Below are 23182 nucleotides of genomic sequence, written 5' to 3' on the forward strand. Positions count from 1 at the left end.
ACAAGTATAACGGTAAGGAGCTTGATACGAAGAAGGGTTTGAACTGGTATGATTATGGGGCGAGACATTATGATGCTGCGTTGGGACGGTTTACGACGAATGACAGGTTTGCAGAGAAGTATTATTCGATGTCACCGTATCAGTATGGGGCGAATAATCCGGTGAATAACATAGATGTGAATGGAGATACAATTGTTGTAAATCCGAACCCGAATGGTTTGATAGATAATGTGAAAATGTTCTTTGGATTTGATACCAAGTATCAAAAGGACGTGAAAGCAGATTTGCAGCAACTTAAGAAGGATGATAAGGAAATTGGTGAGATGATTATTGAACTGGAGAAAAGTAAGAATGTTCATTCAATAACAAGGACTAAACGAGGAGAGTCTAATTCTTCAGGATTTGATAGAGAAAAAGCTAAAAAAGACACTCCGCAAGGAAGCATTATAAATTATGACCCTGATGTTAAAACGGATATTAATGGAAATCATCGGACACCAAGAATTGGTTTAATCCATGAGTTACAGCATTCGTCGGATGTAGATAAAGGTATTATGTCTTATGAAAATATAGGAAATGGAATACCCATGAGAGAAATTCGTGCTATTAATACTGAGAATAAAATTAGAAAAAGAACAGGAGATGCAAAAAGAACGGAATATCGTGGAAGGAAAATACCCCAAAAACTGTTGGAATAAGATTATCCTTATGTTGGGTATTAATCTCTTATTTGTAATGTGTGTACATAAAACAAGTGAGAGGTATGAAGATATGTTTGTTGATTCTACTTGGCAAAGCCCTTTTGTTGCAATGAATATAGAATACAAAGATAGTGTATATTCGATAGTTCCAAGAGAAGGAGATATGTACCTATTTCTGAATGATGGGGTAGCTAATAAGAAATATCGATATGAACTTTTTCCAATTTTATTAGAACAGACATTGGGTATAGACAGCATTACATTTTGTTCACTAAAGGAAATGGACTGTATGGTAACTCCACAGCCATACATAGATTCAATTTATAAAGGAAAAGTAGAAAATCTTATTTCTTTGCTTTTTAATGAGAAAGGTGTACTTTCTGTTGGTTTGTCATATCCAGAAGAAAAATATTTGATTTATTTGTTATTTCATCATGGAGTTTATCTTAATACAGATTGCGAAACTGGAGTTTTGTATATCTTAAATAAATAAGTATTTTATATTCTTGAAATAATCTATTTAATTGCTATCCTAACATCAGATATTACTATATCTTGCATGTTAGGATAGTTTTTTATTTACTTCCCGCTTCCGGAAAGACTACAAGAGAGGAAGTATACACTTACAGCTACGACTATGCTGACAGGGTGAGCAAGGTGGAGCATACATTGGGAGGCAGTGGAAAAGCCACTTATGACAACTTCGGTCGTTTGCTGACCAAGCAGTATCACGGAACGAGCATCAACAAACTGACATATGCCTACAACCTGCGTAGCTGGCTGACGGGCATCAGCGGTACATGCTTCACACAGAACGTGTACTACAACACGGGTGTGGGTACAGCGAAGTACAATGGCAATATCAGCAGCATGACCTGGAAGTCCGGGAACGAAAGTACAGTCCGCGGTTACAAATTCACTTATGACGGATTAAGCCGCCTGATGAACGCCACCTACGGTGAAACAGCCGGCATCAATACGAACACCAACCGTTTCAGTGAGAATGTAACCGCCTATGACAAAAACGGCAACATCAAGACCCTGCAACGTTACGGTCAGACCGCTGCTTCCAGTTACGGTTTGATTGATAACCTGACTTACACTTTGAACGGCAATCAGCTGACCCGTGTGGACGATGCCGTGACGGCTTCCGCCTACAACGGTGGCTTCGAGTTCAAGGACGGTGTGAAGCAGGCGAACGAGTACGTTTATGATGCGAACGGCAATTTGACCAAAGATTTAAACAAGGGAATTAGCGATATTACGTATAATGTATTAAATTTGCCAACAGGCGTCACTTTTGCTTCCGGCGGTTTCATACAGTATGGCTATACTGCCGACGGCATCAAGCGGCGCATGATGTATAAGGAGGCAGATGGTTCGGGCAATCCGGTTCCTACTGTGTATTGCTGCAATGTGGTCTATGAAAACGGTGTTGCCAAGCTTCTTCTTACGGAAGAGGGGTATGTTACGCTTTCGGACAAGAAGTATCACTATTACCTGCAGGACCATCAGGGAAACAACCGCGTTGTCCTCAGTTCCAGCGGTGCTGTTGAGGAAGCGAACCATTACTATCCCTTCGGTGGTGTGTTTGCAAGTTCAGGCAATGTGCAGCCTTATAAATACAACGGCAAGGAGTACGATGGCAAGAAGGGGTTGAATCTGTATGATTATGGGGCACGCATGTATGATGCTGCGCTGGGAAGGTTTACGACGGTGGACCCTTCTGCTGAAAATTACTTCAATACAAGTCTCTATGCTTATTGCGGGAATAATCCTATTAATCGGATTGACCTTGACGGATTACTTTTGGCTCGAATATTGATATATAAGGTCCTCTGATTCAATAAAGTGAACGATTCCCTGCTTTCATCACTATATGTCAACAGGGAATTTTACCTTTTATATAAGGCTACACCCTTTCCCTGACATGGTGTAGCCATTTACCCCAAAGGGTGTAGCTATCCGGGGCAAAGGGTGTAGCTCTGTTTAATGTGCCTTATCAGTGCCTGCGGCACACATAATCCGTTATTGACTCATGAAAAATCCCCCGTCGTAAGTGGGAAGAAAGAAATTTGTTTCAAATCTCCCCGAAATCATGTACCTTTGTGGCGGTACCTAAAAAAGGAAGTAACAAGATGATGAACAAGATAAATTCCGTATGCGTATATTGTGCTTCGAGCACAAAGATAGATTCCGTTTATTTCGATGCAGCCCGTGAGTTGGGCACTCTGCTGGGGCAGCGGCAAATTCGCCTGATTAATGGTGCGGGAAATATGGGACTGATGTCCGCTGTGTCCGATGCGGCACTCCGGGCAGGGGGAGAGGTGACGGGCGTCATTCCCCGCTTCATGGTGGAGCAGGGATGGCATCACACCGGACTTACCCAACTCGTGGAAGTGGAAAGCATGCACCAGCGGAAAAAGACAATGGCCGACCTGAGCGATGCCGTCATCGCCCTGCCCGGTGGTTGCGGCACCCTGGAAGAACTGCTGGAAATCATCACTTGGAAGCAACTCGGACTGTATCTGAACCCGATTGTGATACTGAATGTCAAGAACTATTTCGACCCTCTGCTCGATATGCTCCGACAGGCGGTGGACGAAAACTTCATGCGTACGCAGCACGGTGCCATCTGGCATGTGGCGCAGACACCGCAGGAAGCCGTGGAACTGATATATACCACTCCCTTGTGGGACGCCTCCATCCGTAAATTCGCTGCAATATGATAGGGCTGTTGATGGCTTGGGCAGTAGTGGGGACGGAGGGGATTCCTATTCCATATTCTCCGAGAATGGACGATGGCATCACCGTGGTCCTTTTGTGCTGTTTCTTTCTGTCGGCCTATGTCTTGTCACGCAGCCGCAAGTTCCTGCTGCAACTGGTGAAGGATTTCCTGCTTCATCGCGAACGTACCAGCATATTTGCCACTTCCACAGCCGCCGATATGCGCTATTTGCTGCTGCTCATCCTGCAGACTTGCATCCTTGCGGGTGTCTGTATCTTCAGCTACTTCAATGATATACAGCCGGAACTGGTACGTCATGTGTCGCCGGGGCTTCTGCTGGGGATTTACATCGGTGTGTGTCTCTTCTATTTGTGCTTGAAGTGGATGCTCTACTCTTTTCTGGGTTGGATTTTTTTTGACGAAAGTGTTACAACGCTATGGCTTGAGTCCTATTCTACGCTACTTTATTACTTGGGATTCGCCCTTTTCCCGTTTGCCCTGTTCGTAGTCTATTTTGATTTGAGTTTGCAGCTGACGATAATAATCGGATTGATTTTAGCCTTTTTTGCTAAAATATTGATGTTATACAAGTGGTTAAAGCTTTTTTGTAACAATTTATATGGCGGTTTGCTTTTAATTGTGTACTTTTGTGCCCTTGAAATCATGCCTTGTTTTGTGTTATATCAAGGCGTGACGCAGCTAAACGATTATTTGATAATAAAATTTTAGGACGTTGAAAATTAAGAAAGTACTTGTGTCGCAGCCGAAACCGGCATCAGAGAAATCTCCTTACTACGACATCGCCGAGAAGTATGGTGTGAAAATAGATTTTCGCCCATTTATCAAAGTGGAGAGCCTTTCAGCGAAAGAGTTCAGACAACAGAAAATTTCGGTCTTGGATCATACTGCCGTTATTTTTACTTCGCGTCATGCTATTGATCATTTCTTCCACTTGTGTACAGAATTGCGTGTGACAATTCCCGAAACAATGAAGTATTTCTGCGTGACGGAGGCCGTTGCTCTGTATATCCAAAAGTATGTGCAGTATCGTAAGCGTAAGATTTTCTTCGGAAACACCGGGAAGATTGACGATTTGATACCTTCCATTGTTAAGCATAAGACTGAAAAGTACTTGGTACCGATGTCGGATGTACACAATGATGACGTGAAGAATCTGCTGGATAAGAATAAGATTCAGCACACGGAAGCTGTCATGTACCGCACTGTCAGCAATGATTTTGCTGCAGATGAGGCTTTTGATTATGACATGCTGGTGTTCTTCAGTCCGGCAGGCATCAGTGCCTTGAAGAAGAATTTCCCTGATTTTGACCAGAAGGAAATCAAGATCGGAACATTCGGCTCTACCACTGCCCAGGCAGTCCGTGATGCCGGGCTTCGTCTTGACCTGGAAGCTCCCAGCGTGCAGGCACCCTCAATGACGGCGGCGCTTGACATGTTTATCAAGGAAAATAATAAAGGAAAGTAAAAAGAGTTATGAGTTATAAGTTATGAGTGATTTGCTTATAGCTTGTAGGCATAACAATGGATTTATAAAATTGAGCTACAAGTGGTTGTGCTTTTATGTTGCCAGGTACTTGTAGCTCGTTTTTGTATCGCCCCCATAACTTATCACTCATAACTCATCACCCATCACTCATAACTTATAACTCATCACCCCATGCCAAATACCTTGCGTAAGTCCGAACGGTTGGACAAGAAGAAAGTGATAGAGAAGATGTTTGCGGGCGGCTCACGCTCGTTTTCGGTTTTCCCTTTGCGTGTGGTGTATCTGCCGGTGGAGGAGCTGGAGGCACCCGTTTCCATTCTTGTAAGTGTTTCGAAACGCCGTTTCAAGCGGGCGGTGAAGCGCAACCGCGTGAAACGCCAGATACGTGAAGCCTACCGCATGAACAAACACGGACTGCTGGCCGTGCTGACGGAAAAAAAGTGCCGTCTGGCCGTGGCCTTCATCTATCTTTCGGACCAGTTGGTAGACTCTTCTGTCATTGAGGACCGTATGAAGACAGCTTTGGCACGCATTGCCGAGAAGGTAGCGGCAAATGCTGAAGCTGAGCAAACTCCGCAGGTGTCATGAAGCGTCTGCTTTCATATCTGCTGCTGCTTCCCATCTATTTCTATCAGAAGTGCATATCGCCCATGATAGGGCCTTCATGTCGTTTTACCCCCACTTGTTCGCAATATGCGGTGGAGGCCATCAAGAAACACGGACCTTTCAAGGGGTTTTGTCTGGCAGTAAGGCGCATTCTGCGTTGCCATCCTTGGGGAGGTTCCGGATATGATCCCGTTCCATGAATATTCCAGTTGACATACATACACACCGGCTTCCGCAAGTACCCGGAACTGCCATTGCAAATTGCTATCCCGAAACGTTCTCTCCACAGAGCGGCGGATGGTATTCGGTGGGGATACATCCCTGGCGTATAGGTCGGAGTGGAGGTGAACACTCAGGAGTTGAAGGTGCTGTGGCTAGCAGGGTGTGCGGCCTGGAGGAGTTAGTGCGCCATCCCCAAGTACTTGCCGTGGGCGAAGCCGGGCTGGACAAGCTGGCAGATGCTCCGATGGATTTGCAGGTGGAAGTGTTCAGGTGCCAGGCATGTTTGGCAGAGGAAGTGGGAAAGCCGCTGGTGATTCATCTGGTGAAGGCGGTTGATGAACTGCTGAAGGTGAAGCGGGACTTGCGCCCGTCGAATCCGTGGATAATACATGGTTTCCGTGGCAAGGCGGCGCTGGTGGAGGAATATCTGAAACATGGCTTTTACCTTTCATTCGGGGAGAAATACCAGGAAGTAGCCTTGTGCCGGGTACCTGCCGACCGGCTGTTCATCGAAACGGATGAAAGCGAAGTTTCCATCGGGGAATTGTATGCACGCGCTGCCGAAGTGCGCGGCATCTCTCCCGAGGAGCTTGGAGAAACACTCCGGAGAAATGTCTGCAAAGTCTTTTTTAAACCCTAAGAGTTGTTTCTTCGAATAAAGAGTCGTATTTTTGCGCAGATTAAAATAGGAATCAAACAATTCATAGATAATCACTTAAATAATTAATCAGATAACTTAATCATTCGATGAATTTTGTAGAAGAATTAAGATGGCGTGGCATGCTCCACGATATGATGCCGGGTACGGAAGAACTTCTGGCTAAGGAACAAGTGACTGCATACATTGGTTTCGACCCTACTGCGGACTCTTTGCACATCGGGCACCTTTGCAGTGTGATGATTTTGCGTCACTTCCAGCGTTGCGGACACAAGCCGTTGGCACTGATTGGCGGTGCTACGGGTATGATTGGTGACCCTTCCGGAAAGTCTGCCGAACGCAATCTGCTTACGGAAGAGACGTTGCAGCGCAACCTGGCTGGTATGAAGGCCCAGCTCTCCAAGTTCCTGGATTTTGATTCGGATGCCCCCAACCGTGCCGAGTTGGTGAACAACTACGATTGGATGAAGAACTTCACTTTCCTCGATTTTGCCCGTGAAGTGGGTAAGCACATCACCGTAAACTATATGATGGCGAAAGATTCTGTAAAGAAGCGTCTGAACGGTGAGGCACGTGACGGTCTTTCCTTCACGGAATTCACCTACCAGCTGTTGCAGGGGTACGACTTCCTTCATCTGTATGAAACCAAAGGCTGCAAGCTCCAGATGGGTGGCAGCGACCAGTGGGGTAACATCACCACCGGTGCCGAACTGATTCGCCGTACGAACGGTGGGGAGGTATTTGCACTGACCAGCCCGCTGATTACGAAGGCCGACGGTGGCAAGTTCGGCAAGACAGAGTCCGGAAACATCTGGCTCGACCCGCGCTACACTTCTCCATATAAGTTCTACCAGTTCTGGCTGAACGTGAGCGACGAGGATGCCAAACGCTACATAAAGATATTCACTGCACTGTCCAAGGAAGAGATTGACGCTCTGACGGCCGAGCACGACGCTGCTCCCCACTTGCGCGTCCTTCAGAAGTGTCTGGCGAAGGAAGTGACTATCATGGTTCACTCCGAAGAGGACTATAATGCCGCCGTGGATGCATCCAACATCTTGTTTGGCAATGCAACTTCTGATGCACTGAAGAAGTTGGACGAAAATACGCTGCTGGCTGTGTTCGAGGGTGTTCCCCAGTTCGAAATATCCCGTGATGCACTGGCTGCCGGTGTGAAGGCGGTGGATTTGTTCGTGGATAATGCTGCTGTATTCGCTTCCAAGGGCGAGATGCGTAAGCTGGTGCAAGGCGGTGGCGTTTCTCTGAATAAGGAGAAACTGGCTGCTTTCGACCAGGTGATTACGACAGCCGACCTGCTGGACGAAAAATACCTGCTGGTACAGCGCGGCAAGAAGAATTACTATCTGATTATCGCCAAATAGCGGTATCCTAAAGAGAAGTAATTAAGGAAATAATGCTTCGGCAGTAAAAATAGCCCCGAAATATTTGGATATTTCGGGGCTTCCTTTTATCTTTGCACCGCTTTTTAACAGAAAGCCCTATGTTTGGACTATGGTGTAATGGTAGCACAACAGGTTTTGGTTCTGTTTGTCCAGGTTCGAATCCTGGTAGTCCAACTACGATACAGCTAATTGCAGCTAAAAACCCACTAAAATCGCAAGTTTTAGTGGGTTTTTTTGTTATTCTTTCCCCCTCTTGTTGGCACTATAGGTATAGATTTTTTCTTTTTACGAATCTTTGAACGATATTGCTATATAATTGACACAAATTTATACGGTTTCTCCATTTTCTTTTGTTACATTTGCATCGTGTACGCAAACGATGTGTATTTGATGGCTGAAGTTATAACCTATTAAATGTAGTGCAATCATGAAAACGAACTATGAAATTCGCTATGCTGAGCATCCCGATGATGTGAAAAGCTACGATACGAAAAGCATTCGCTGCGATTTCCTTATAGGGAAGGCATTCTCCCAAAATAAAGTTTCCATTGAGTATAAACTACTTGCAAATCGTACATAAATAGAATATCACTTATTTAAACTTAATAATTTAACGTTATGAATCCGTATTTGAATTTTTCTTTGGAAGGTAAAGTAGCCCTTGTTACAGGTGCTTCTTATGGTATCGGTTTTGCTATCGCTTCAGCTTTTGCAGAGCAAGGAGCAACTATCTGTTTCAACGATATCAACCAGGAGTTGGTAGACAAAGGCTTGGCTGCCTATACTGAAAAGGGTATCAAGGCACGCGGTTATGTATGTGATGTGACAGATGAACCTGCTGTTCAGGCCATGGTAGCCCAGATTGAAAAGGAAGTAGGCTCTGTTGATATCCTCGTAAACAATGCCGGCATCATCCGCCGTGTTCCTATGCACGAGATGGAGGCTGCTGACTTCCGTCGTGTAATCGATATCGACCTCAATGCTCCGTTCATCGTATCAAAGGCTGTTCTGCCTGCCATGATGAAGAAGGGCCACGGTAAAATTATCAATATCTGCTCTATGATGTCCGAACTGGGGCGTGAGACTGTGTCGGCCTATGCCGCTGCCAAGGGTGGCTTGAAGATGCTGACTCGCAACATCTGCTCTGAATATGGTGAATATAACATCCAATGTAACGGTATCGGTCCGGGTTACATCGCTACCCCGCAGACTGCTCCGCTGCGTGAAAAGCAGGCCGACGGTAGCCGTCACCCGTTCGACTCGTTCATCTGCGCCAAGACTCCGGCAGGCCGCTGGCTGGCTCCGGAAGAACTTACCGGTCCGGCAGTGTTCCTGGCATCGGAAGCCTCTAATGCGGTAAACGGTCACATCCTCTATGTAGACGGAGGTATCTTGGCTTATATCGGAAAGCAACCGAAATAAATTTAAGGATAATTGAGAAGGTGATAAAGTGGCAGGATAATGTCACTTGTCACCTTTTTCTTTTGGGCGCGGATTACGCGGATTTCGCGGAAAGGATAAGGAAAATCCGTATAATCCGCGCCTAAAAGAAAGTTATACAACTGATTAGGAAAAAGCAATGATTATATGAGAAACTTTCTTTTATTATGTATGGCGGCCCTCTGCTGTCTTGCTTGCAACGATAGCAAGATAGTGACTGTTACGGTAACCAATCCGTTAGCGATGGACCGTTCCGATGAGATGGTAGAGGTGTCCATGACCGAAATCTCAAACCTTCTGAATCTGGCAGACACCGCACAGATTGTGGTTCTGAATGTCGAAGGGGAGCAGGTGCCTTACCAAGTGACCTACGATGACAAATTAATCTTCCCTGCGACGGTAGCTGCCAATGCATCGGCTGCATATACCGTCCAGGCCGGTACTCCCGTCGATGTGGAGGTAAGGGCTTGTGGGCGGCAGTATCCCGAACGTCTGGACGACATGGCCTGGGAGAACGACTTGGTAGGCTTCCGTGCCTACGGTCCTGCATTGCAGGCAAGGGGTGAACGCGGTTTCGGCTACGACTTGTTTACGAAGCGAGGCACTGCTGCACCGGTACTGGAAGACATATATGCCAAGGAACTGGATGCAGACTCCTGGAAGCAGGTTAATGAATTGCGCAAGACAGACCCGAAGGCAGCCGATGAGCTGGTACGCACATTCTCCTATCATATAGACCACGGTTATGGCATGGACTGCTATGCAGTAGGCCCAACATTGGGAGCCGGAGTGTCTGCATTGATGGTGAATGATACCATTATCTATCCGTGGTGCTACAAGACGCAGGAGGTGCTGGACAACGGTCCGTTGCGCTTCACGGTGAAGCTGGAGTTCAATCCGTTGGCTGTGAAAGGGGATACTGCGGTGGTGGAAACGCGTCTGATTACGCTGGATGCCGGTTCTCATCTGAACCGTACTGCCGTTTCGTATAGCAATCTAAAGGAATCTTTGCCCATTGTTACCGGTATTGTGCTGCACGAACCGGACGGTGCTGTGGTGGCTGATGCCGCCGGTGGCTATATGACGTATGTAGACCCCACTACCGGACCGGATAATGGCAAGATATTTATGGGGGCCGCTTTCCCTGCCGTTGTGAAGGAAGCCAAAACCGTGCTTTTCCCCATAGAGGAGAAGAAGATGCGTAACAATGCGGACGGTCATGTACTGGTTGTCAGCGACTATGAGCCGGGCGCTGACTACGTGTATTACTGGGGCTTTGCCTGGGACCGCGCGGACATCAAGACTGCTGAAGCCTGGAACCGATACATGGCTGATTTTGCACAGAAGGTGCGCAATCCGATGACGGTGAGTATCCGCTAAGTTGATTTTCTTCCTTTTCAGACGGAGAAGCTTGAGAAGCTGGAGGCTTGTAACTGTCTGGGCGAATGACAAGTGTTCTCAGAATAAGCTCTTCCCCTTGTAGACAAGTTCTGCAACGTTTTTGGCCTCCAGTTTTTCCATCAGGCGCTTCCGGTAAGTCTGTATTGTATTGATGCTGAGAAATAGTAATTGGGATATTTCAGAAGTGCTCAGTCCTTGCGAGAGATAGGCGAGCACTTCTTTTTCACGTCTCGACAATTCGGGAAGTGCATGTGGTAGGGTGTTTTGTTTTTCCTTGTCCAGTTCGCTGAAAACATTGCTGAAGTATCTGGTTCCGTTTTTCAGTGTACTGATGGCGTCTCTCAATTCGCTGGTGCTGGCATTTTTTGAAACAGCTCCGTTGATGTTTAGGGTGGATAATTTGGCTATGATCCAAGGTTCTTCATGCATGGTATAGATTAAAATGCCGCATTCGGGTATCTGGCTGTGAAGGTGGGATATGAGTTGGAATCCATTCATATCCGGTAGTTCAAGGTCAATGATGCAAAGGTCGAATCTCTCTTTGAGGGTCAGTTGTTCCACGTCTTTTGCACAAGTGGCTCCTTTGCACGTCACTCCTTCGAGTTGCGAGGCCAATGCGATGATGCCTTCAGCAACAATCGGGTGGTCATCTATTACCAGTATTCTGTATGTTTCTTTGTTTGGTTTCATTCGTTTATGTTAAGCAGTAGGGTGAAAACGTTGTTTTCTGTTGACGAGCATACATTGGCGGTAGCGTTGATGGCTCTGATACGGTCGTTTACGGTGCGCAATCCTATGCCGTCATTGTTGTTTGTTGCTGTTTGTTGCTTGTTTGCATTCTTACCGTTGTCTGTAATTTGCAGGGTATATTTATTTTCATTGTCGGCACGGAGACTGATGACTATATGACTGGCTGAGGCATGTTTCACGATGTTCATGGTGAGCTCTTGTACGATGCGGTACAGCTCATAAGCGGTTTCATTGGGAAGATGGCGTGATGCGTTGTTCTCCGTTGGATGATAGCTGACCTCTATGCCGGTGTTCTCGGTCAGTTTGGCAGCATAACGGTCGAGTATCTGGTCTAGACTGAGATGCTCGAATTCGGGAGGCATCAGTTCGTGTGAGATATTCCGCACGTTGTTTCTCAGTTTGCTGACGAGTGAGGCCAGTTCCTGCTCATTCCCTTTGCTGGCAGAAGTTTCTATCTTCATTTGCAGCCCCAGCAGGTCGTTGGCTATGCCGTCATGCAGTTCCTTGGCAAAATATTTGCATTCCTCTTCCAACCCTTCAATGTAACGGCGTGCCGAGTTCAGTTCGTTTTCTTGCTTTAGCAGTTCAATCTTCTTTTCGGCTATTCGTTTCTTGTGGCGGAGCGTCAACAAAGTAATGAGAGCAAGACCGGACAGAAGGGCTACAGCAATGGAGGCTTTTAGCAGGAAGGCTTGGTGTTCCAGTTGTTCTTGTTGCAGGTGGGCTATCTCCAATTCCTTTTCTTGTGTGTGATATTTCACGTTGAATTCTGCCATTTGTTGCGTCAGATTGTGCTGTGCCAGCGTATCAGTCCACATGCGGGCACTATCCATATAGGTGTAGGCCAGTTTGGGGTTTCCCAAGGCATCGTAGCATCGTGCCATTTGTGTAAATAATGTTTTGGGCTCGGTACCGGTTTTCCGGTTACGCAGCCAGTGGAAGTCCTTCAAGGCGCGGGCATAGTTTTTGCGGTTTGTTTCGGTGGCTGCCCTCGATTGTATGAATCCTATGGCAGCGATGGAGTTGGATGGTACCCGTTGTAGTAGTTTGTTCCCCAATTTCAAGTAGTGGTCTATGGAATCGGGTTGTTCTTTTCGTTCAAAGAGTCTCAGCATGCCGGGCAGGCAGCGTATCTTCCATAGGTCTTCGTTTCCCTCTCCGTGGCAGGCAATGTTCCAGGCTTTGCGGTTGGATTTTTCAGCATCATCCAGCTTGTTTAGTTCAGCCTTTATGGTTGCTCTGATTTGCCAGGTGGTGAAAGCTACGAATGGGTCTTCGGTTCTGGCGGCATGTTCGGCGGCCATGTCGGTATACTTTTCGGCTTCGTCCAGCTGCCTGATATTGAAGTATAGGATGGACACATTGTTGCAGATGTGGGCTATCCAGCTTTCGTCCCCATATTGCAAGGCACTGTCCAGTGCTTTATTGTAATAGTAGAGTGTAGAGTCATTCATTTGGTGCTGACGGTAGAGGAGGCCCAAATCGTTGTATACGCTGATGTGCTTTTCCAAATCATTTATCTGCGGCAGGTAGGGGAGCACATTTTTTTTCATGGCAAAGGCTTCTTCTGTCTTTCCCACATAGATCAGTAGTGTGGCTTGTTCGTTCAGCAAGATGGGATACATGAAGGAGTGCTTTACGTTCCGGGTGGCAAAGGCGCTGTCGAAGCTACGTTGCGCTTCATCGTAGTGTCCTTCTTCCATGAGATTGGCTGCCCGGTTGTAGAAGTGTGCCAACAGAGTGTCTGTTGGTATTTCTCCGGCGTGAAGCAGGATAGTGGTTAAAGAAAAGAGGAGTGATAATAGCTTAGTATGGCGTACCCTCATATCGGTATATTTTAGTGGAATTCAATCTGTGCTTAGTTGTTGCAAATATACGTCTTATTCATTTTGCTTTTTATTGGAGATGCTGAATTTTTTCTGTATGTGGCTGAAAAATCACCTTTTTCAGTGACAAGGAGTGAAAGGAAAAGTTTATTACTTTGCAAAAAATATTAAGCTTTGTCTGGGAATGATAAATGGCCAAAAGTATCTGTCCGGGTTTGAATGGCAGAGTCTTGTTGTCGTGAGATACGGACGGCATTCCTTATACTTTTGTTATTATGGATTTTCCTTAGAGGGATGGGGATAAAACAAGATTTGTAACTTATGAAAATGTTTAAAATGATGGCTGCCTCCATGTTGGGTGTGGCGTTGTGCTTGGGATTCACTGCTTGCAGTGACGATGACGAAAATGAGAATGGTGAGGGTGGCGAAAACACCGCCACTGTGGTCAATCCTTCGCAAGTGTTTACGGGAGGGCTTCCGAAGTCGGTTTCGGGCATGGCGATTTCTCACAATGAAGAAGGGCTGGTGACGAACATTACAACTGAGGATGGGGATAAAGCCGTCTTTGAGTACTTTCCCGCTACTACAAAGGCAGATGTTGCAAAGGACCGAGCAAGAATCACCGTGACGGATGAAGAGGGCGATGTTACAGAACTGAACTTGCAGCTCAACAGCGATGGTTATGTGGAATTTTGCAACTCAATAGACCACGCTGGTACTCCCGATGCCGATGAGTTTACTTGGGAGATGGAATACGACACTGAAGGCCATCTGGTTGTAATGAAACGCTCTGAAAGCGATGGTGAAATAACGAACATCACCTATAAGGATGGAGATGTGGTGAAGACTTCCACACGTTATGTAGCTAGTGGGGATCTCAATGGTGACGGAATTATCGACAGCAATGACGAGTGGGAGTATAGTGCTGCCATAGACTATACGACGGATAATATAACAGCTCCTATCGAGAATAAGGGCTGCCTGATGTTGTTTGATGAAATACTGGATGTGGATATGGACGAGATGATATATGCCTATTATGGAGGCATGCTTGGTAAGGCTACGAAACATCTGCCGCTTGTAGGGCATTATACATACAATGGCGAGGACTCTGTGTCCGATATGTATTTTACATGGACATTGAATTCCGACAGTTATCCTACGGAACTGGTTGTAAAAGACCAGTGGGATGAATACAGATGTACATTTATTTGGTAATTATAAAACATCTGTTTATTCTTGTGGAACAGGACATGAGCCTATAAAATGTAAGGGGTTGCCTTTTGCCGAGACAACCCCTTCTTATTTTATGTGGAATTTATTGTGACAGCAGATGTTGGTAACTTTCTGCTGTTTCAAGTTTATAATACTTTGAATTCATATCCCTCTTCCTTCAGGAAGTCAATGGCGCGCGGCAATGCGTACTGCAGGTTTCCGTTGCACCAGGATTTCAAGGAATCGTGGAAGGTGATGATGGAGCCGTTGCGGGCGTAGCGCATCACGTTGGCTAGCACTTGCGGACCGCGCAGCTTCTTGCTGTAGTCGCGGGTCACGAGGTCCCACATCACAATCTTGTAGGTTCGTTTCAGCGTGAGATACTGGTTGGCGAACATATGGCCGTGGGGAGGGCGGAACAAGAGAGGGTAGAGAACCTTCTCCACATTGCAATTGATGTCCCCACCCATTTCCATGAAAATCTTCGCCTGTTCGGTATTTCCCAGATAATTCTTGGCCGTGTATTCAAATCCACGGATATGGTTGAAGGTGTGGTTACCGATGCGGTGCCCACGCTCAACGACCATCCGGAATTCGTCCGGATGCTTCCGTATGTTGTCACCTACCATGAAGAAGGTGGCTTTGATGTTGTGCTTATCCAGCAGGTCGAGCACCCAGGGAGTTACTTCGGGGATAGGGCCATCGTCGAAAGTCAGATAAACGGCTTTTTCATTGGGGTCCATCCTCCAGACTGCACCGGGATATAGTTTGCGAAAAAACTCAGGAGGTTGTTCTATAAACACGTGATTAAGGATTAAGGGATTAGGGATTAAGGATTAGGGGTTAAGGATTAGGGGTTAATGATTAGTGATGAACTGCACAGGCTAATCCCTAATCCTTATTCTCACTCCTTCATTCTGTCCACATACATATTATACAGTTCTTCCACCTTCGGCTCGTAGATTTCGGCGAGCTTGGAGTTGTACTTCTTCATGGCCTTCACCTCGGCATCGAGTACAGCCCAGTGGTATTCAAATTCACGGGTAGAAATCATGAAGCGGTTGTCGTCCAGGCTCAGATACCAGGTCAGGTACTCTACGGCTTTGTCGGCAAGGGCTTTCATCATCTCGTCCGCCTTGGCGGTGTCGCCAAGCTGGTAGTAGGCTTCGGCCATCTGTACGGCTCCGTTCTGCCAGTCATAAGGCACGTTGTAGGCGGGAATCACCTTTTCGGCATAGTTCAGGGCAGCTTTTGCCTTGTCCTTCTTGCCTTCGCGCATCAGCTGCTGCACGAGCTGCGAGAAGATGCGGCGGTGAGAGTGGCACATGCGCATGGCGTTCTCGTCGATGTAGATGCCCGGCTTGTCGATGCCGCCGAACTTGAATTTGTTCATCAGATTGTCGTACATCTTTTCGGAGTCTATCGTCACGCCCGTCTTACTGGTGTCGAACGGAGTGAAACGATAGGCAAGACCTTCCTGAACGAAGTGGTTCTCCATGTTCAGCTGGTTCTCCCTGCCTACGCTGACAGCGATATAGATGGGGCGTTCCCAGTTGGCCTCGCTCAGCATTTCGAGCATCATCAACTCGCTCTTGTAGAGGGCGCGTTTGCCTTTCAGCGAAATGTGCATGTAGTCGGGGATTGAGTCGCCCGGTATCATCATGCCGCTGCGGCGCACGGCTTCCTTGTCTACCTTGATGACAATGCTGTCGGTAGGAATCACCTTCAAGTCCTGATTCTTGTTGCGCACCCAGTTCTTGAGGATATTCTTTAGCTCATACGGGTTGTCACCGAATTCTTTCTTTACATTGACCAGTGCTTCGGGATTACCGTCCAGTGCCTGCTTCTCGGCTTCGGCATAGAGCTGGTCGATGCTTTTCTTGTACTCAGGCTGGATGGGGACGTATTCGTTGGTGCCTTCTACGTACTCCATTCGGTCCCACGTGATGGGGAGAGAAGGACTGTCGTAGGCGGGGCGCTTCATCTGGTCGATGTACCAATCGGTCTGCAGGTACGAGAGGTTGCAGGTACGGGCGTCGGTGCGGAAACCTTCGGTCTCCTGGTTGTACCAGAGGGGGAAGGTATCGTTGTCACCGTTGGTATAGATAATCGGGTTGCCGCTTTCTTGCAGGGACATCAGGTAGTTCTGGCCGAAGTCGCGTGCCATGTAGCGGTCGCTGCGGTCGTGGTCGTCCCAAGTCTGGCTTGCCATCTGCACGGGGACAAAGAGGCAGGCTACGGAAACGATGGCGGCAGCAGGCAGTTCCTTCATCTTGGCGTAGTCTTGAAGCAGACGGACGAGTCCTGCCACACCCATACCAATCCAGATGGCGAAGGCGTAGAACGAACCGGCGTAGGCATAGTCACGTTCGCGCGGTTGGCTCGGAGTCTGGTTCAGGTAGAGCACGATGGCAATACCGGTCATGAAGAAGAGGAAGAAGACCACCCAGAATTGCTGGATGCCTTTCTGTCCACGGTAGGCTTGCCATAGCAGGCCGATGATACCCAGCAGCAGGGGCAGGCAGTAGAATACGTTGTGTCCCTTGTTGTCTTTCAGTTCCTGAGGCAAGAGGCTCTGGTCGCCCACCAGCCAGTTGTCGATGAACGGGATACCGGTAATCCAGTTGCCGTGTTCAATTTCTCCGCTGCCTTGTATGTCGTTCTGGCGTCCGGCGAAGTTCCACATGAAGTAGCGCCAGTACATCCAGTTGAGCTGGTAGGAGAAGAAGAACTTGATGTTTTCCCACTGTGTGGGCATGTTTACCATAATCATGTTGCCGCATTTGTCATAGGGCACATCGTAACCCTTGATGTCCTGCCAGGCATGGTATTGTTGTGTGTGGGCACTGCTGTACATACGCGGAAACAGCATGTTCTGGGCGTATTCGTACTCAATGCGTCCGGGGATTTCGATGTACGAATCCTTTTCATCGGGTGTAGCTTTCTCCTTGCGGATGAACTTCGTGCCGTTGTACTTGATGCGCGGTTCGCAGTAACCGTCTTTCACGTCCAGCGCCACTTGCGAGGAGAAGGCAGGGCCATAGAACAACGGGCGTGTGCCATACTGCTCGCGTCCCAGGTATTCGCCCAGTGTGAAGATGTCCTCCGGAGAGTTCTGGTCCATCGGCGTGTTGGCGGTGGAGCGGATGACGATAAGTGCATACGAGGAATATCCGATGACAATCATCATGGTGCAGAGCAGCGAGGTGTTCAGCGTGCGTGCCGATACGCGGAATTTCTCTTTGACGGCTGCCTGCGTCTTCGGACGGAGGTAGAGCCACAATGCGGCAATGACAATGACACCGATAACTACCGAGCTGGTACCGTGTCCGTAGAACGGGATACCCAGCATGGCGATAGTGAGTATGAACGAGAGTGCCATACGTGCCTTGTTGCGTTCGGTATAGCTTTCGTAGATACCCCAGATGAGGCAGGCTGCCAACAGGATGATATATACGATGACACCCGTGTTGAAGGACATGCCCAGCGTGTTGACGAAGAGCAGTTCGAACCAGCCGCCCACTTTCACGATACCCGGCACGATGCCGTAGAGTACGGCTGCTACCAGTATGCCCGAAGCGAGCAATGCCAGCAGGGAACCTCGGGCATTGGCGTTGGGTACTTTCTTGTAGTAGTATACCAGTACGATGGCGGGCAGGCAGAGCAGGTTCAGCAAGTGCACGCCGATACTCAGACCGGTCAGGTAGGCAATGAGAATCAGCCAGCGGTCACTGTGAGGCTCGTTGGCAACGTCCTCCCATTTCAGTATGAGCCAGAATACGACGGCAGTGAACAGTGAGGAGAAGGCATACACCTCGCCTTCCACAGCGCTGAACCAAAAGGTATCGCTGAACGTGTAGGCAAGTGCGCCCACCAGACCGCTACCCATGATGGTAACCATCTGGCCGCGTGTGATATTGTTTTCGTCTGTCACCACAAGTTTGCGTACCAGGTGCGTGATGCTCCAGAAAAGGAACAGGATACATGCGCCGCTCATCAGTGCGCTCATGTAGTTCACCATCTTGGCCACGGTGGAGGCATCGGAAGCAAATTGTGAGAACAGGTTGGCTACCAGCATGAAGAACGGTGCGCCGGGCGGGTGTCCTACTTCCAGCTTATAGCCAGTGGTGATGAACTCCGGGCAGTCCCAAAAGCTTGCAGTAGGTTCGATGGTCATGCAGTAGACCGTCGCTGCAATGAGGAAGGTAATCCAGCCTACAAGGTTGTTTACGGTTTTGTACTGTTTCATTCAGATGAAATTCGTTATAATTCAGTTTTGTTTTTTACAAGTTGTTTTGCCATCCGCTTAGTTAACGTATTGGCATATATGGGCGCAAATATAATGATTTCGCTTCTAAATAGGTGACAATAAGCAGCATTATTAGGATAGGTTAAGGGATTTGCTGCATCTATAGATGCAGCACGGTGGAAGTATAGATGCAACGCGGTGGATATATAGATGCAACAATGATGATTCTATAGAGGGAATATCCGGCCGATAAAGGGGATGCGGAAAGGAAGTATCCTCCTTGCTTGTCTAAATGAATCTTTCGTTTATAACCGAAAATCTAGCCTTTTTCGCAAACTTTTTAGGTTATGAACGAAAGAATGGATATACTTAGGAAGTACAATCTCTGGACAAGAGGAGATTTATATTTTCATCGACGAAGTGCAGCTCATCGAAGAATGGGAAAAGTCGGTCAATTCTTATTCGCAGGACTATACCGAGGAGTACGAGCTCTTTATCAGTGGCTCCAGCTCACGGATGCTGTCCGGTGAGCTTGCCACGCTGCTTTCCGGGCGATACGTCCAATTCCCGGTATATCCCTTCAGCTATCAGGAGTATGCAGAGATAAGGCATCTGGAACAGAACCGCGAGAGCTATATGAATACGGGCGGAATCCCGGAACTTTTTGTCTTGCCCGAAAAGCAGGAGGTGCAGCGCAATTACTTGTCTGCCTTGAAGGACACCATCTTGCTGAAGGACATCATCCAACGCTACAGCATACGTGACCCCCGACTGCTTGAGGACCTTTTTGCGTTTCTTGTAGGCAATGCCTCTAATTTAGTGTCCATCGGCAACATCGTGAACTATTTCAAGAGCCAGGGCCGGAAGACGAGCTATGATGCCGTGGCTGCCTACATAGGCTATATCGAAGACTCGTTCTTGGCGTATCGTTGTGAACGCTTTGACTTGCGCGGAAAGTAAATACTGTCCGGTACGGCGAAATATTACATCAACGACCTTGCCTTTAAGAATTTCCTCTATCCCGGAACAGCCTATGGTGTGGGTTATAAACTGGAGAATCTTGTCTATCTGGAGTTGCTTCGGGCGGGCTATGATGTCTATACCGGATGTGCAAAAGAAAAAGAGGTGGACTTCATCGCTCGGAAAGGTGACCGTACGATATATCTGCAATCCACCTACATGCTGGTAGATGAACAGACGGCGCGCCGTGAGTATGCTTCGTTGGAGGCGATACAAGATAATTATGAGAAACTGGTTGTCTCGCTTGATGACTTCTGCCTGCCGTCCAATGAAGGAATACGGCATGTGCGGGCGTGGGAACTGCATGGGTTGTTGTGAAAGGGGCAGAAAGACGGGAATATCCCTATAACCTTGACAAAAAGCAATGTCTTTCCCGGTTTTCCTGCCGCACTTGGTTTTACAGAAGAACGGATTTGGGATATGTTGTGGATATTCGGTTCATAAAGATGCGTTCTTCTTGCATATTCTTCCGCTTTTGTAGGGCTTTTATGCAGAAATTGGCTACACCTTTAAGCTAAAAGGGTGATTGCTTTTTACTAAAAGGGGTATTGCGTTTTAGTAAAACGGTTACTCTGTTTTAGTAAAACGTTCTTTTGCTTTTGCATTTTCGGTGTATCAGGGCTTTCGGAGGTGTGATTTCGATTTATTGGAAGGACGTTCGTTTTGGTATAATGCTTATAACCTGACACTTATGGATTTTCGCTCTCGTATTTCTTTCTGTGTGGATAATCGGTCGGAAGTACGGGATTCTCGTGCGATAGAAAATACAAAGTGTCAGAATGACAAAATCATATTTATCTTCTGTAGGTATCAGCCTTAAAAATACTTTCCAATCTTTTTCTTGTTTTCATTCTTTATCGTTAAATTTGCCATCGAAGCAAGGAAGTGTCCTTAGCCTCAATGTTTTGTGAAATGATATTGTAAGAAGCGTTGTGCTTCATTCTTGTCTTTGAGAACCTAGGAAATTTTCGAAACTATACAAGAATGGCATAGACTGCTCCTACGCTGGTTTCGGCGTGGGTCTGCTGTCTGTTCATTTGTATAGTTGGGTTTTCCTAGGACCTTCAAAGACAATGAATAGCACGCAGTTCCACGCTGTCTTTTTGTGTAATAGCCCCAACTCTAAGGAACAAGTGGCGTAAATAATATATTTAAGAAAGAAACGGATAGTAGTAGTTTAAATGTTAATTGCTTTGCGGTGAGCAATAAATAGAATGTATAATTAAATATGAACTATGATACAACAAAAAAATTATAACGTAGGAGACTTTGTTAAAGATAAATTGGGAAATGAATGGGAAGTACTTCGCTATAAAGAAGTCTTTGGTTTAGGCTTGTCCATGCAAAAGACTGACTTTGTAGTATGTAGAAAATTGGAGAAAGATAATAGTCTAAATGTGACCTTTCACCAAGATGAGTTAGAATATGTTAGGTCAAATGCTAAACCTTTTATTATAGAATAATAGAAAGAAGATGTTTATAAGTTTATACTCATATTATTTATAGGGATAAGTATGTCTGCTTACGATAAATTAGATGACGATGTACTTCTTATAGATTATTTTTCAGAGTATAGAGAAGTTATTGGCATTTGGGATGCTCCTAATTGGAATAGTTTGGGGATGCGGTTGAACGCTGATAAGACATGCAAAATATATTGAGGTTTTGATACCTTAAATAGAAAAGGTAGTTGGGGGTATGATCCTAAAACTCGGAGAATAAGTACGACATGTGGATATGATTTTTGCATTACAGAACTGGCTTCGTATGCTATGACTTGTATTGATTAGGATGGAAATTACCATTCTTTTAAGGCTCGTAATTCTATTGCGGACCATGAATACTGGAAGGCTAATTCTTTTTTTGATCTCAATATGAATCGACAAGTGATTGTTGGGAGTTGGAAAAATATAGCAACAGATACAGTTTTAACATTTTATACTGATGGAAGATTCAGATTGGTAAATGGCACTATTCAATATAATGGAAGTTATAGCTGGAATATGGATGATCTTGTTTTGGATTGTGGACTTTTTGGAATTGATGATCAAATAGTGAATGTAGATACTTTCTTAGGCACAAGATTGGAACTTTCACATGGGTTTGCTTATAAGCCAACTTATGAGGAGTCGTTGTTGAATGGAAATTATGATTATGTGTTTTTTAATTATTAATGATATATTTAAATTGAAGGAAGATGAAAAAAATAAAGTTTATTTGTCGAGTAATCCTATTGTTAATCTGCGTGTCGGCATGCAGTAAGTATGATGACAGCGAATTATGGGATGAGATTAATTCACTGGATAATAGAGTGACTTCCATTGAAGAGCAGTTAAAATTGCTGAATAGTGATATTACTACCATTAAGTCCATTGTGGCTGCACTTCAGGATAGGTTGTACGTTGCCAAGGTTACTACGTCAGGAGATGGCTATACTCTTACATTTTCTGACGGTTCAAAAATAACAATATCTGATGGAAAAGATGGAGTTGATGGAAAGGATGCTCCGGTGATTAATGTTCGGTATGATAATGGTAAATACTATTGGACCCAGACTATTAATGGTACAACTACTTGGCTTTATGATACTGAAGGAAATAGAATTCCTGCGTCAGGAACAGATGCGATTACGCCATTATTGAAAGTGGATTCAGATAATTATTGGATTGTAAGTTATGACAATGGGTACACCTATTCTAAATTACTTGATGAACATGGAAATGCAGTAAAAGCCTCTGGTAAAAATGGTGATTCATTCTTTGAATCAGTAGAAGCAACAGAAGATGAACTGAGAATTGTTCTTAAGGATGGAACAGAAGTAGTTATTCCTTTAGGCGAACAGTCACCTTATAAGGCTATTGACTTAGGCCTTAGTGTAAAATGGGCTTCATTCAATTTAGGAGCAACAACATCTTCGGAAGCAGGTGGGCTTTATCTGTGGGGAGATGTTGAGAATAGTGGAATGACACCTTATTATGAAGCTCCGGATGTTGATAATATTTGTGGAACTAAATATGATATTGTACGCGCAACATGGGGAGGGACGTGGAGGTTACCGAGTAAAACAGAGCAAGTGGAACTGGTAACGCAATGTACATGGGCAAAAGCTACAGTAAACGGGGTGGTAGGTATGAAAGTAACTGGTCGTAATGGAAACAGTATATTTCTACCTCCTACGGGTTATGGATTGCCGATGAGTGGTCCTATAGGACAGACTCAAATAACAAATGCTAATGATGGTTATTATTGGGTAGGAGAATCTTATAAAGATTCTTATGGGCGTTTTGGATACATCTTCTATTATAACGCGAAAAGCCATTATTATAATGCAAGTTGGAATGCTAATTTCGCTAAAATGGCAATTAGACCTGTAAAATAGAAATTCTTTACTTACGTTGTAAGATCTGTCAAGAACGAAAGTAGGCAGAAAATGAAGTTAAAAGTCCTTTACCTATC

Annotated in this window: 19 protein-coding genes, 1 tRNA gene and 3 pseudogenes; 19 read left to right on the top strand and 4 right to left on the bottom strand. The window is 46.0% G+C overall.

Annotation, left to right across the window (positions count from 1 at the left end; translation table 11 throughout):
- From DW039_RS17845 to DW039_RS17910, 14 genes and pseudogenes are all read left to right on the top strand, one after another.
- The coding region (locus DW039_RS17845; protein WP_243635050.1) for an RHS repeat-associated core domain-containing protein at positions 1–698 on the top strand (698 nt) is incomplete at its 5' end.
- A gap of 10 nt (positions 699–708) precedes the next feature.
- Positions 709–1194, top strand: coding sequence for a hypothetical protein (locus tag DW039_RS17850; protein ID WP_117976562.1), 486 nt, complete (start codon positions 709–711; stop codon positions 1192–1194).
- Positions 1195–1571: 377 nt separating this feature from the next.
- A pseudogene (locus tag DW039_RS17855) lies at positions 1572–2504 on the top strand (RHS repeat-associated core domain-containing protein); the annotation flags it as partial.
- A gap of 338 nt (positions 2505–2842) precedes the next feature.
- Positions 2843–3430, top strand: a complete 588-nt coding sequence (locus DW039_RS17860; protein WP_034523289.1) for a TIGR00730 family Rossman fold protein — start codon at positions 2843–2845, stop codon at positions 3428–3430.
- Positions 3427–4158, top strand: coding sequence for a DUF4271 domain-containing protein (locus tag DW039_RS17865; protein ID WP_061411983.1), 732 nt, complete (start codon positions 3427–3429; stop codon positions 4156–4158). The genes DW039_RS17860 and DW039_RS17865 overlap by 4 nt, the downstream gene beginning before the upstream one ends.
- A gap of 4 nt (positions 4159–4162) precedes the next feature.
- Positions 4163–4915 (top strand): uroporphyrinogen-III synthase, encoded by a 753-nt coding sequence (locus DW039_RS17870; RefSeq protein WP_005834069.1) that lies wholly within the window; start codon positions 4163–4165, stop codon positions 4913–4915.
- Between the two features lie 192 nt (positions 4916–5107).
- Positions 5108–5524 (top strand): ribonuclease P protein component, encoded by a 417-nt coding sequence (gene rnpA / locus DW039_RS17875; RefSeq protein WP_022400586.1) that lies wholly within the window; start codon positions 5108–5110, stop codon positions 5522–5524.
- The gene (gene yidD / locus DW039_RS17880) at positions 5521–5742 is read left to right on the top strand and encodes a membrane protein insertion efficiency factor YidD (RefSeq protein ID WP_005831056.1); all 222 of its coding nucleotides are present in this window, start codon (positions 5521–5523) and stop codon (positions 5740–5742) included. The genes rnpA and yidD overlap by 4 nt, the downstream gene beginning before the upstream one ends.
- The gene (locus tag DW039_RS17885) at positions 5739–6404 is read left to right on the top strand and encodes a TatD family hydrolase (protein ID WP_005831054.1); all 666 of its coding nucleotides are present in this window, start codon (positions 5739–5741) and stop codon (positions 6402–6404) included. Before yidD ends, DW039_RS17885 begins: the two co-directional genes overlap by 4 nt.
- Before the next feature lie 107 nt (positions 6405–6511).
- Positions 6512–7804 carry a tyrosine--tRNA ligase gene (gene tyrS, locus DW039_RS17890; RefSeq protein WP_120382184.1) on the top strand — a complete coding sequence of 431 codons (1293 nt, stop codon included), beginning with the start codon at positions 6512–6514 and terminating at the stop codon, positions 7802–7804.
- Between the two features lie 124 nt (positions 7805–7928).
- Positions 7929–7999, top strand: a tRNA-Gln gene (locus DW039_RS17895).
- A gap of 253 nt (positions 8000–8252) precedes the next feature.
- Positions 8253–8387: pseudogene (locus DW039_RS21365) on the top strand (5-keto-4-deoxyuronate isomerase); the annotation flags it as partial.
- 56 nt (positions 8388–8443) lie between these two features.
- On the top strand, positions 8444–9247 hold the full coding sequence (locus DW039_RS17905; RefSeq protein WP_005831048.1) for a gluconate 5-dehydrogenase: 804 nt from the start codon (positions 8444–8446) through the stop codon (positions 9245–9247).
- Between the two features lie 165 nt (positions 9248–9412).
- Positions 9413–10645, top strand: coding sequence for a DUF4861 domain-containing protein (locus DW039_RS17910; RefSeq protein WP_044468667.1), 1233 nt, complete (start codon positions 9413–9415; stop codon positions 10643–10645).
- Between the two features lie 78 nt (positions 10646–10723).
- Here the strand turns inward: DW039_RS17910 and DW039_RS17915 are convergent, their stop codons facing one another.
- Both DW039_RS17915 and DW039_RS17920 read right to left on the bottom strand, forming a co-directional pair.
- Positions 10724–11356 (bottom strand): response regulator transcription factor, encoded by a 633-nt coding sequence (locus DW039_RS17915; RefSeq protein WP_005831042.1) that lies wholly within the window; start codon positions 11354–11356, stop codon positions 10724–10726.
- Entirely contained in the window at positions 11353–13242 is a 1890-nt protein-coding gene (locus DW039_RS17920) for an ATP-binding protein (protein WP_044468668.1), read from the bottom strand. The genes DW039_RS17915 and DW039_RS17920 overlap by 4 nt, the downstream gene beginning before the upstream one ends.
- Before the next feature lie 321 nt (positions 13243–13563).
- On the opposite strand from DW039_RS17920, the gene DW039_RS17930 reads away from it, so the two are divergent.
- Entirely contained in the window at positions 13564–14460 is an 897-nt protein-coding gene (locus tag DW039_RS17930) for a DUF4595 domain-containing protein (protein ID WP_120382185.1), read from the top strand.
- Between the two features lie 143 nt (positions 14461–14603).
- On the opposite strand, the gene DW039_RS17935 is transcribed toward DW039_RS17930, so the two are convergent.
- Positions 14604–15260, bottom strand: coding sequence for a polysaccharide deacetylase family protein (locus tag DW039_RS17935; protein ID WP_005831030.1), 657 nt, complete (start codon positions 15258–15260; stop codon positions 14604–14606).
- Between the two features lie 101 nt (positions 15261–15361).
- Positions 15362–18706, bottom strand: coding sequence for a DUF2723 domain-containing protein (locus DW039_RS17940; RefSeq protein WP_120382186.1), 3345 nt, complete (start codon positions 18704–18706; stop codon positions 15362–15364).
- Positions 18707–19096: 390 nt separating this feature from the next.
- On the opposite strand from DW039_RS17940, the pseudogene DW039_RS17945 reads away from it, so the two are divergent.
- The 4 genes and pseudogenes from DW039_RS17945 to DW039_RS17960 form a co-directional block, all read left to right on the top strand.
- Positions 19097–20044 (top strand): annotated as a pseudogene (locus DW039_RS17945) (ATP-binding protein); the annotation flags it as partial.
- A gap of 917 nt (positions 20045–20961) precedes the next feature.
- On the top strand, positions 20962–21189 hold the full coding sequence (locus tag DW039_RS17950) for a hypothetical protein (RefSeq protein ID WP_117703882.1): 228 nt from the start codon (positions 20962–20964) through the stop codon (positions 21187–21189).
- Positions 21190–21600: 411 nt separating this feature from the next.
- Positions 21601–21900: a hypothetical protein gene (locus DW039_RS17955; RefSeq protein WP_120382187.1), complete on the top strand. Its 300-nt coding sequence runs from the start codon at positions 21601–21603 to the stop codon at positions 21898–21900.
- Between the two features lie 23 nt (positions 21901–21923).
- The gene (locus DW039_RS17960) at positions 21924–23105 is read left to right on the top strand and encodes a DUF4988 domain-containing protein (protein ID WP_120382188.1); all 1182 of its coding nucleotides are present in this window, start codon (positions 21924–21926) and stop codon (positions 23103–23105) included.
- Positions 23106–23182 lie beyond the last annotated feature (77 nt).

It is taken from the genome of Bacteroides sp. AF39-16AC (assembly GCF_003602735.1).
Classification (GTDB): Bacteria; Bacteroidota; Bacteroidia; order Bacteroidales; family Bacteroidaceae; genus Bacteroides; species Bacteroides uniformis.

Excerpts from the sequence above, each read along its gene's own strand:
- tyrS (WP_120382184.1), top strand. The coding sequence starts at position 6,512 with ATGAATTTTGTAGAAGAATTAAGATGGCGTGGCATGCTCCACGATATG.
- rnpA (WP_022400586.1), top strand. The coding sequence starts at position 5,108 with ATGCCAAATACCTTGCGTAAGTCCGAACGGTTGGACAAGAAGAAAGTG.
- DW039_RS17915 (WP_005831042.1), bottom strand. The coding sequence starts at position 11,356 with ATGAAACCAAACAAAGAAACATACAGAATACTGGTAATAGATGACCAC.
- DW039_RS17920 (WP_044468668.1), bottom strand. The coding sequence starts at position 13,242 with ATGAGGGTACGCCATACTAAGCTATTATCACTCCTCTTTTCTTTAACC.
- DW039_RS17950 (WP_117703882.1), top strand. The coding sequence starts at position 20,962 with ATGATACAACAAAAAAATTATAACGTAGGAGACTTTGTTAAAGATAAA.
- DW039_RS17860 (WP_034523289.1), top strand. The coding sequence starts at position 2,843 with ATGAACAAGATAAATTCCGTATGCGTATATTGTGCTTCGAGCACAAAG.
- DW039_RS17910 (WP_044468667.1), top strand. The coding sequence starts at position 9,413 with ATGAGAAACTTTCTTTTATTATGTATGGCGGCCCTCTGCTGTCTTGCT.
- DW039_RS17905 (WP_005831048.1), top strand. The coding sequence starts at position 8,444 with ATGAATCCGTATTTGAATTTTTCTTTGGAAGGTAAAGTAGCCCTTGTT.
- yidD (WP_005831056.1), top strand. The coding sequence starts at position 5,521 with ATGAAGCGTCTGCTTTCATATCTGCTGCTGCTTCCCATCTATTTCTAT.
- DW039_RS17940 (WP_120382186.1), bottom strand. The coding sequence starts at position 18,706 with ATGAAACAGTACAAAACCGTAAACAACCTTGTAGGCTGGATTACCTTC.
- DW039_RS17850 (WP_117976562.1), top strand. The coding sequence starts at position 709 with ATGTTGGGTATTAATCTCTTATTTGTAATGTGTGTACATAAAACAAGT.
- DW039_RS17885 (WP_005831054.1), top strand. The coding sequence starts at position 5,739 with ATGAATATTCCAGTTGACATACATACACACCGGCTTCCGCAAGTACCC.
- DW039_RS17930 (WP_120382185.1), top strand. The coding sequence starts at position 13,564 with ATGAAAATGTTTAAAATGATGGCTGCCTCCATGTTGGGTGTGGCGTTG.
- DW039_RS17955 (WP_120382187.1), top strand. The coding sequence starts at position 21,601 with ATGAATCGACAAGTGATTGTTGGGAGTTGGAAAAATATAGCAACAGAT.
- DW039_RS17960 (WP_120382188.1), top strand. The coding sequence starts at position 21,924 with ATGAAAAAAATAAAGTTTATTTGTCGAGTAATCCTATTGTTAATCTGC.
- DW039_RS17865 (WP_061411983.1), top strand. The coding sequence starts at position 3,427 with ATGATAGGGCTGTTGATGGCTTGGGCAGTAGTGGGGACGGAGGGGATT.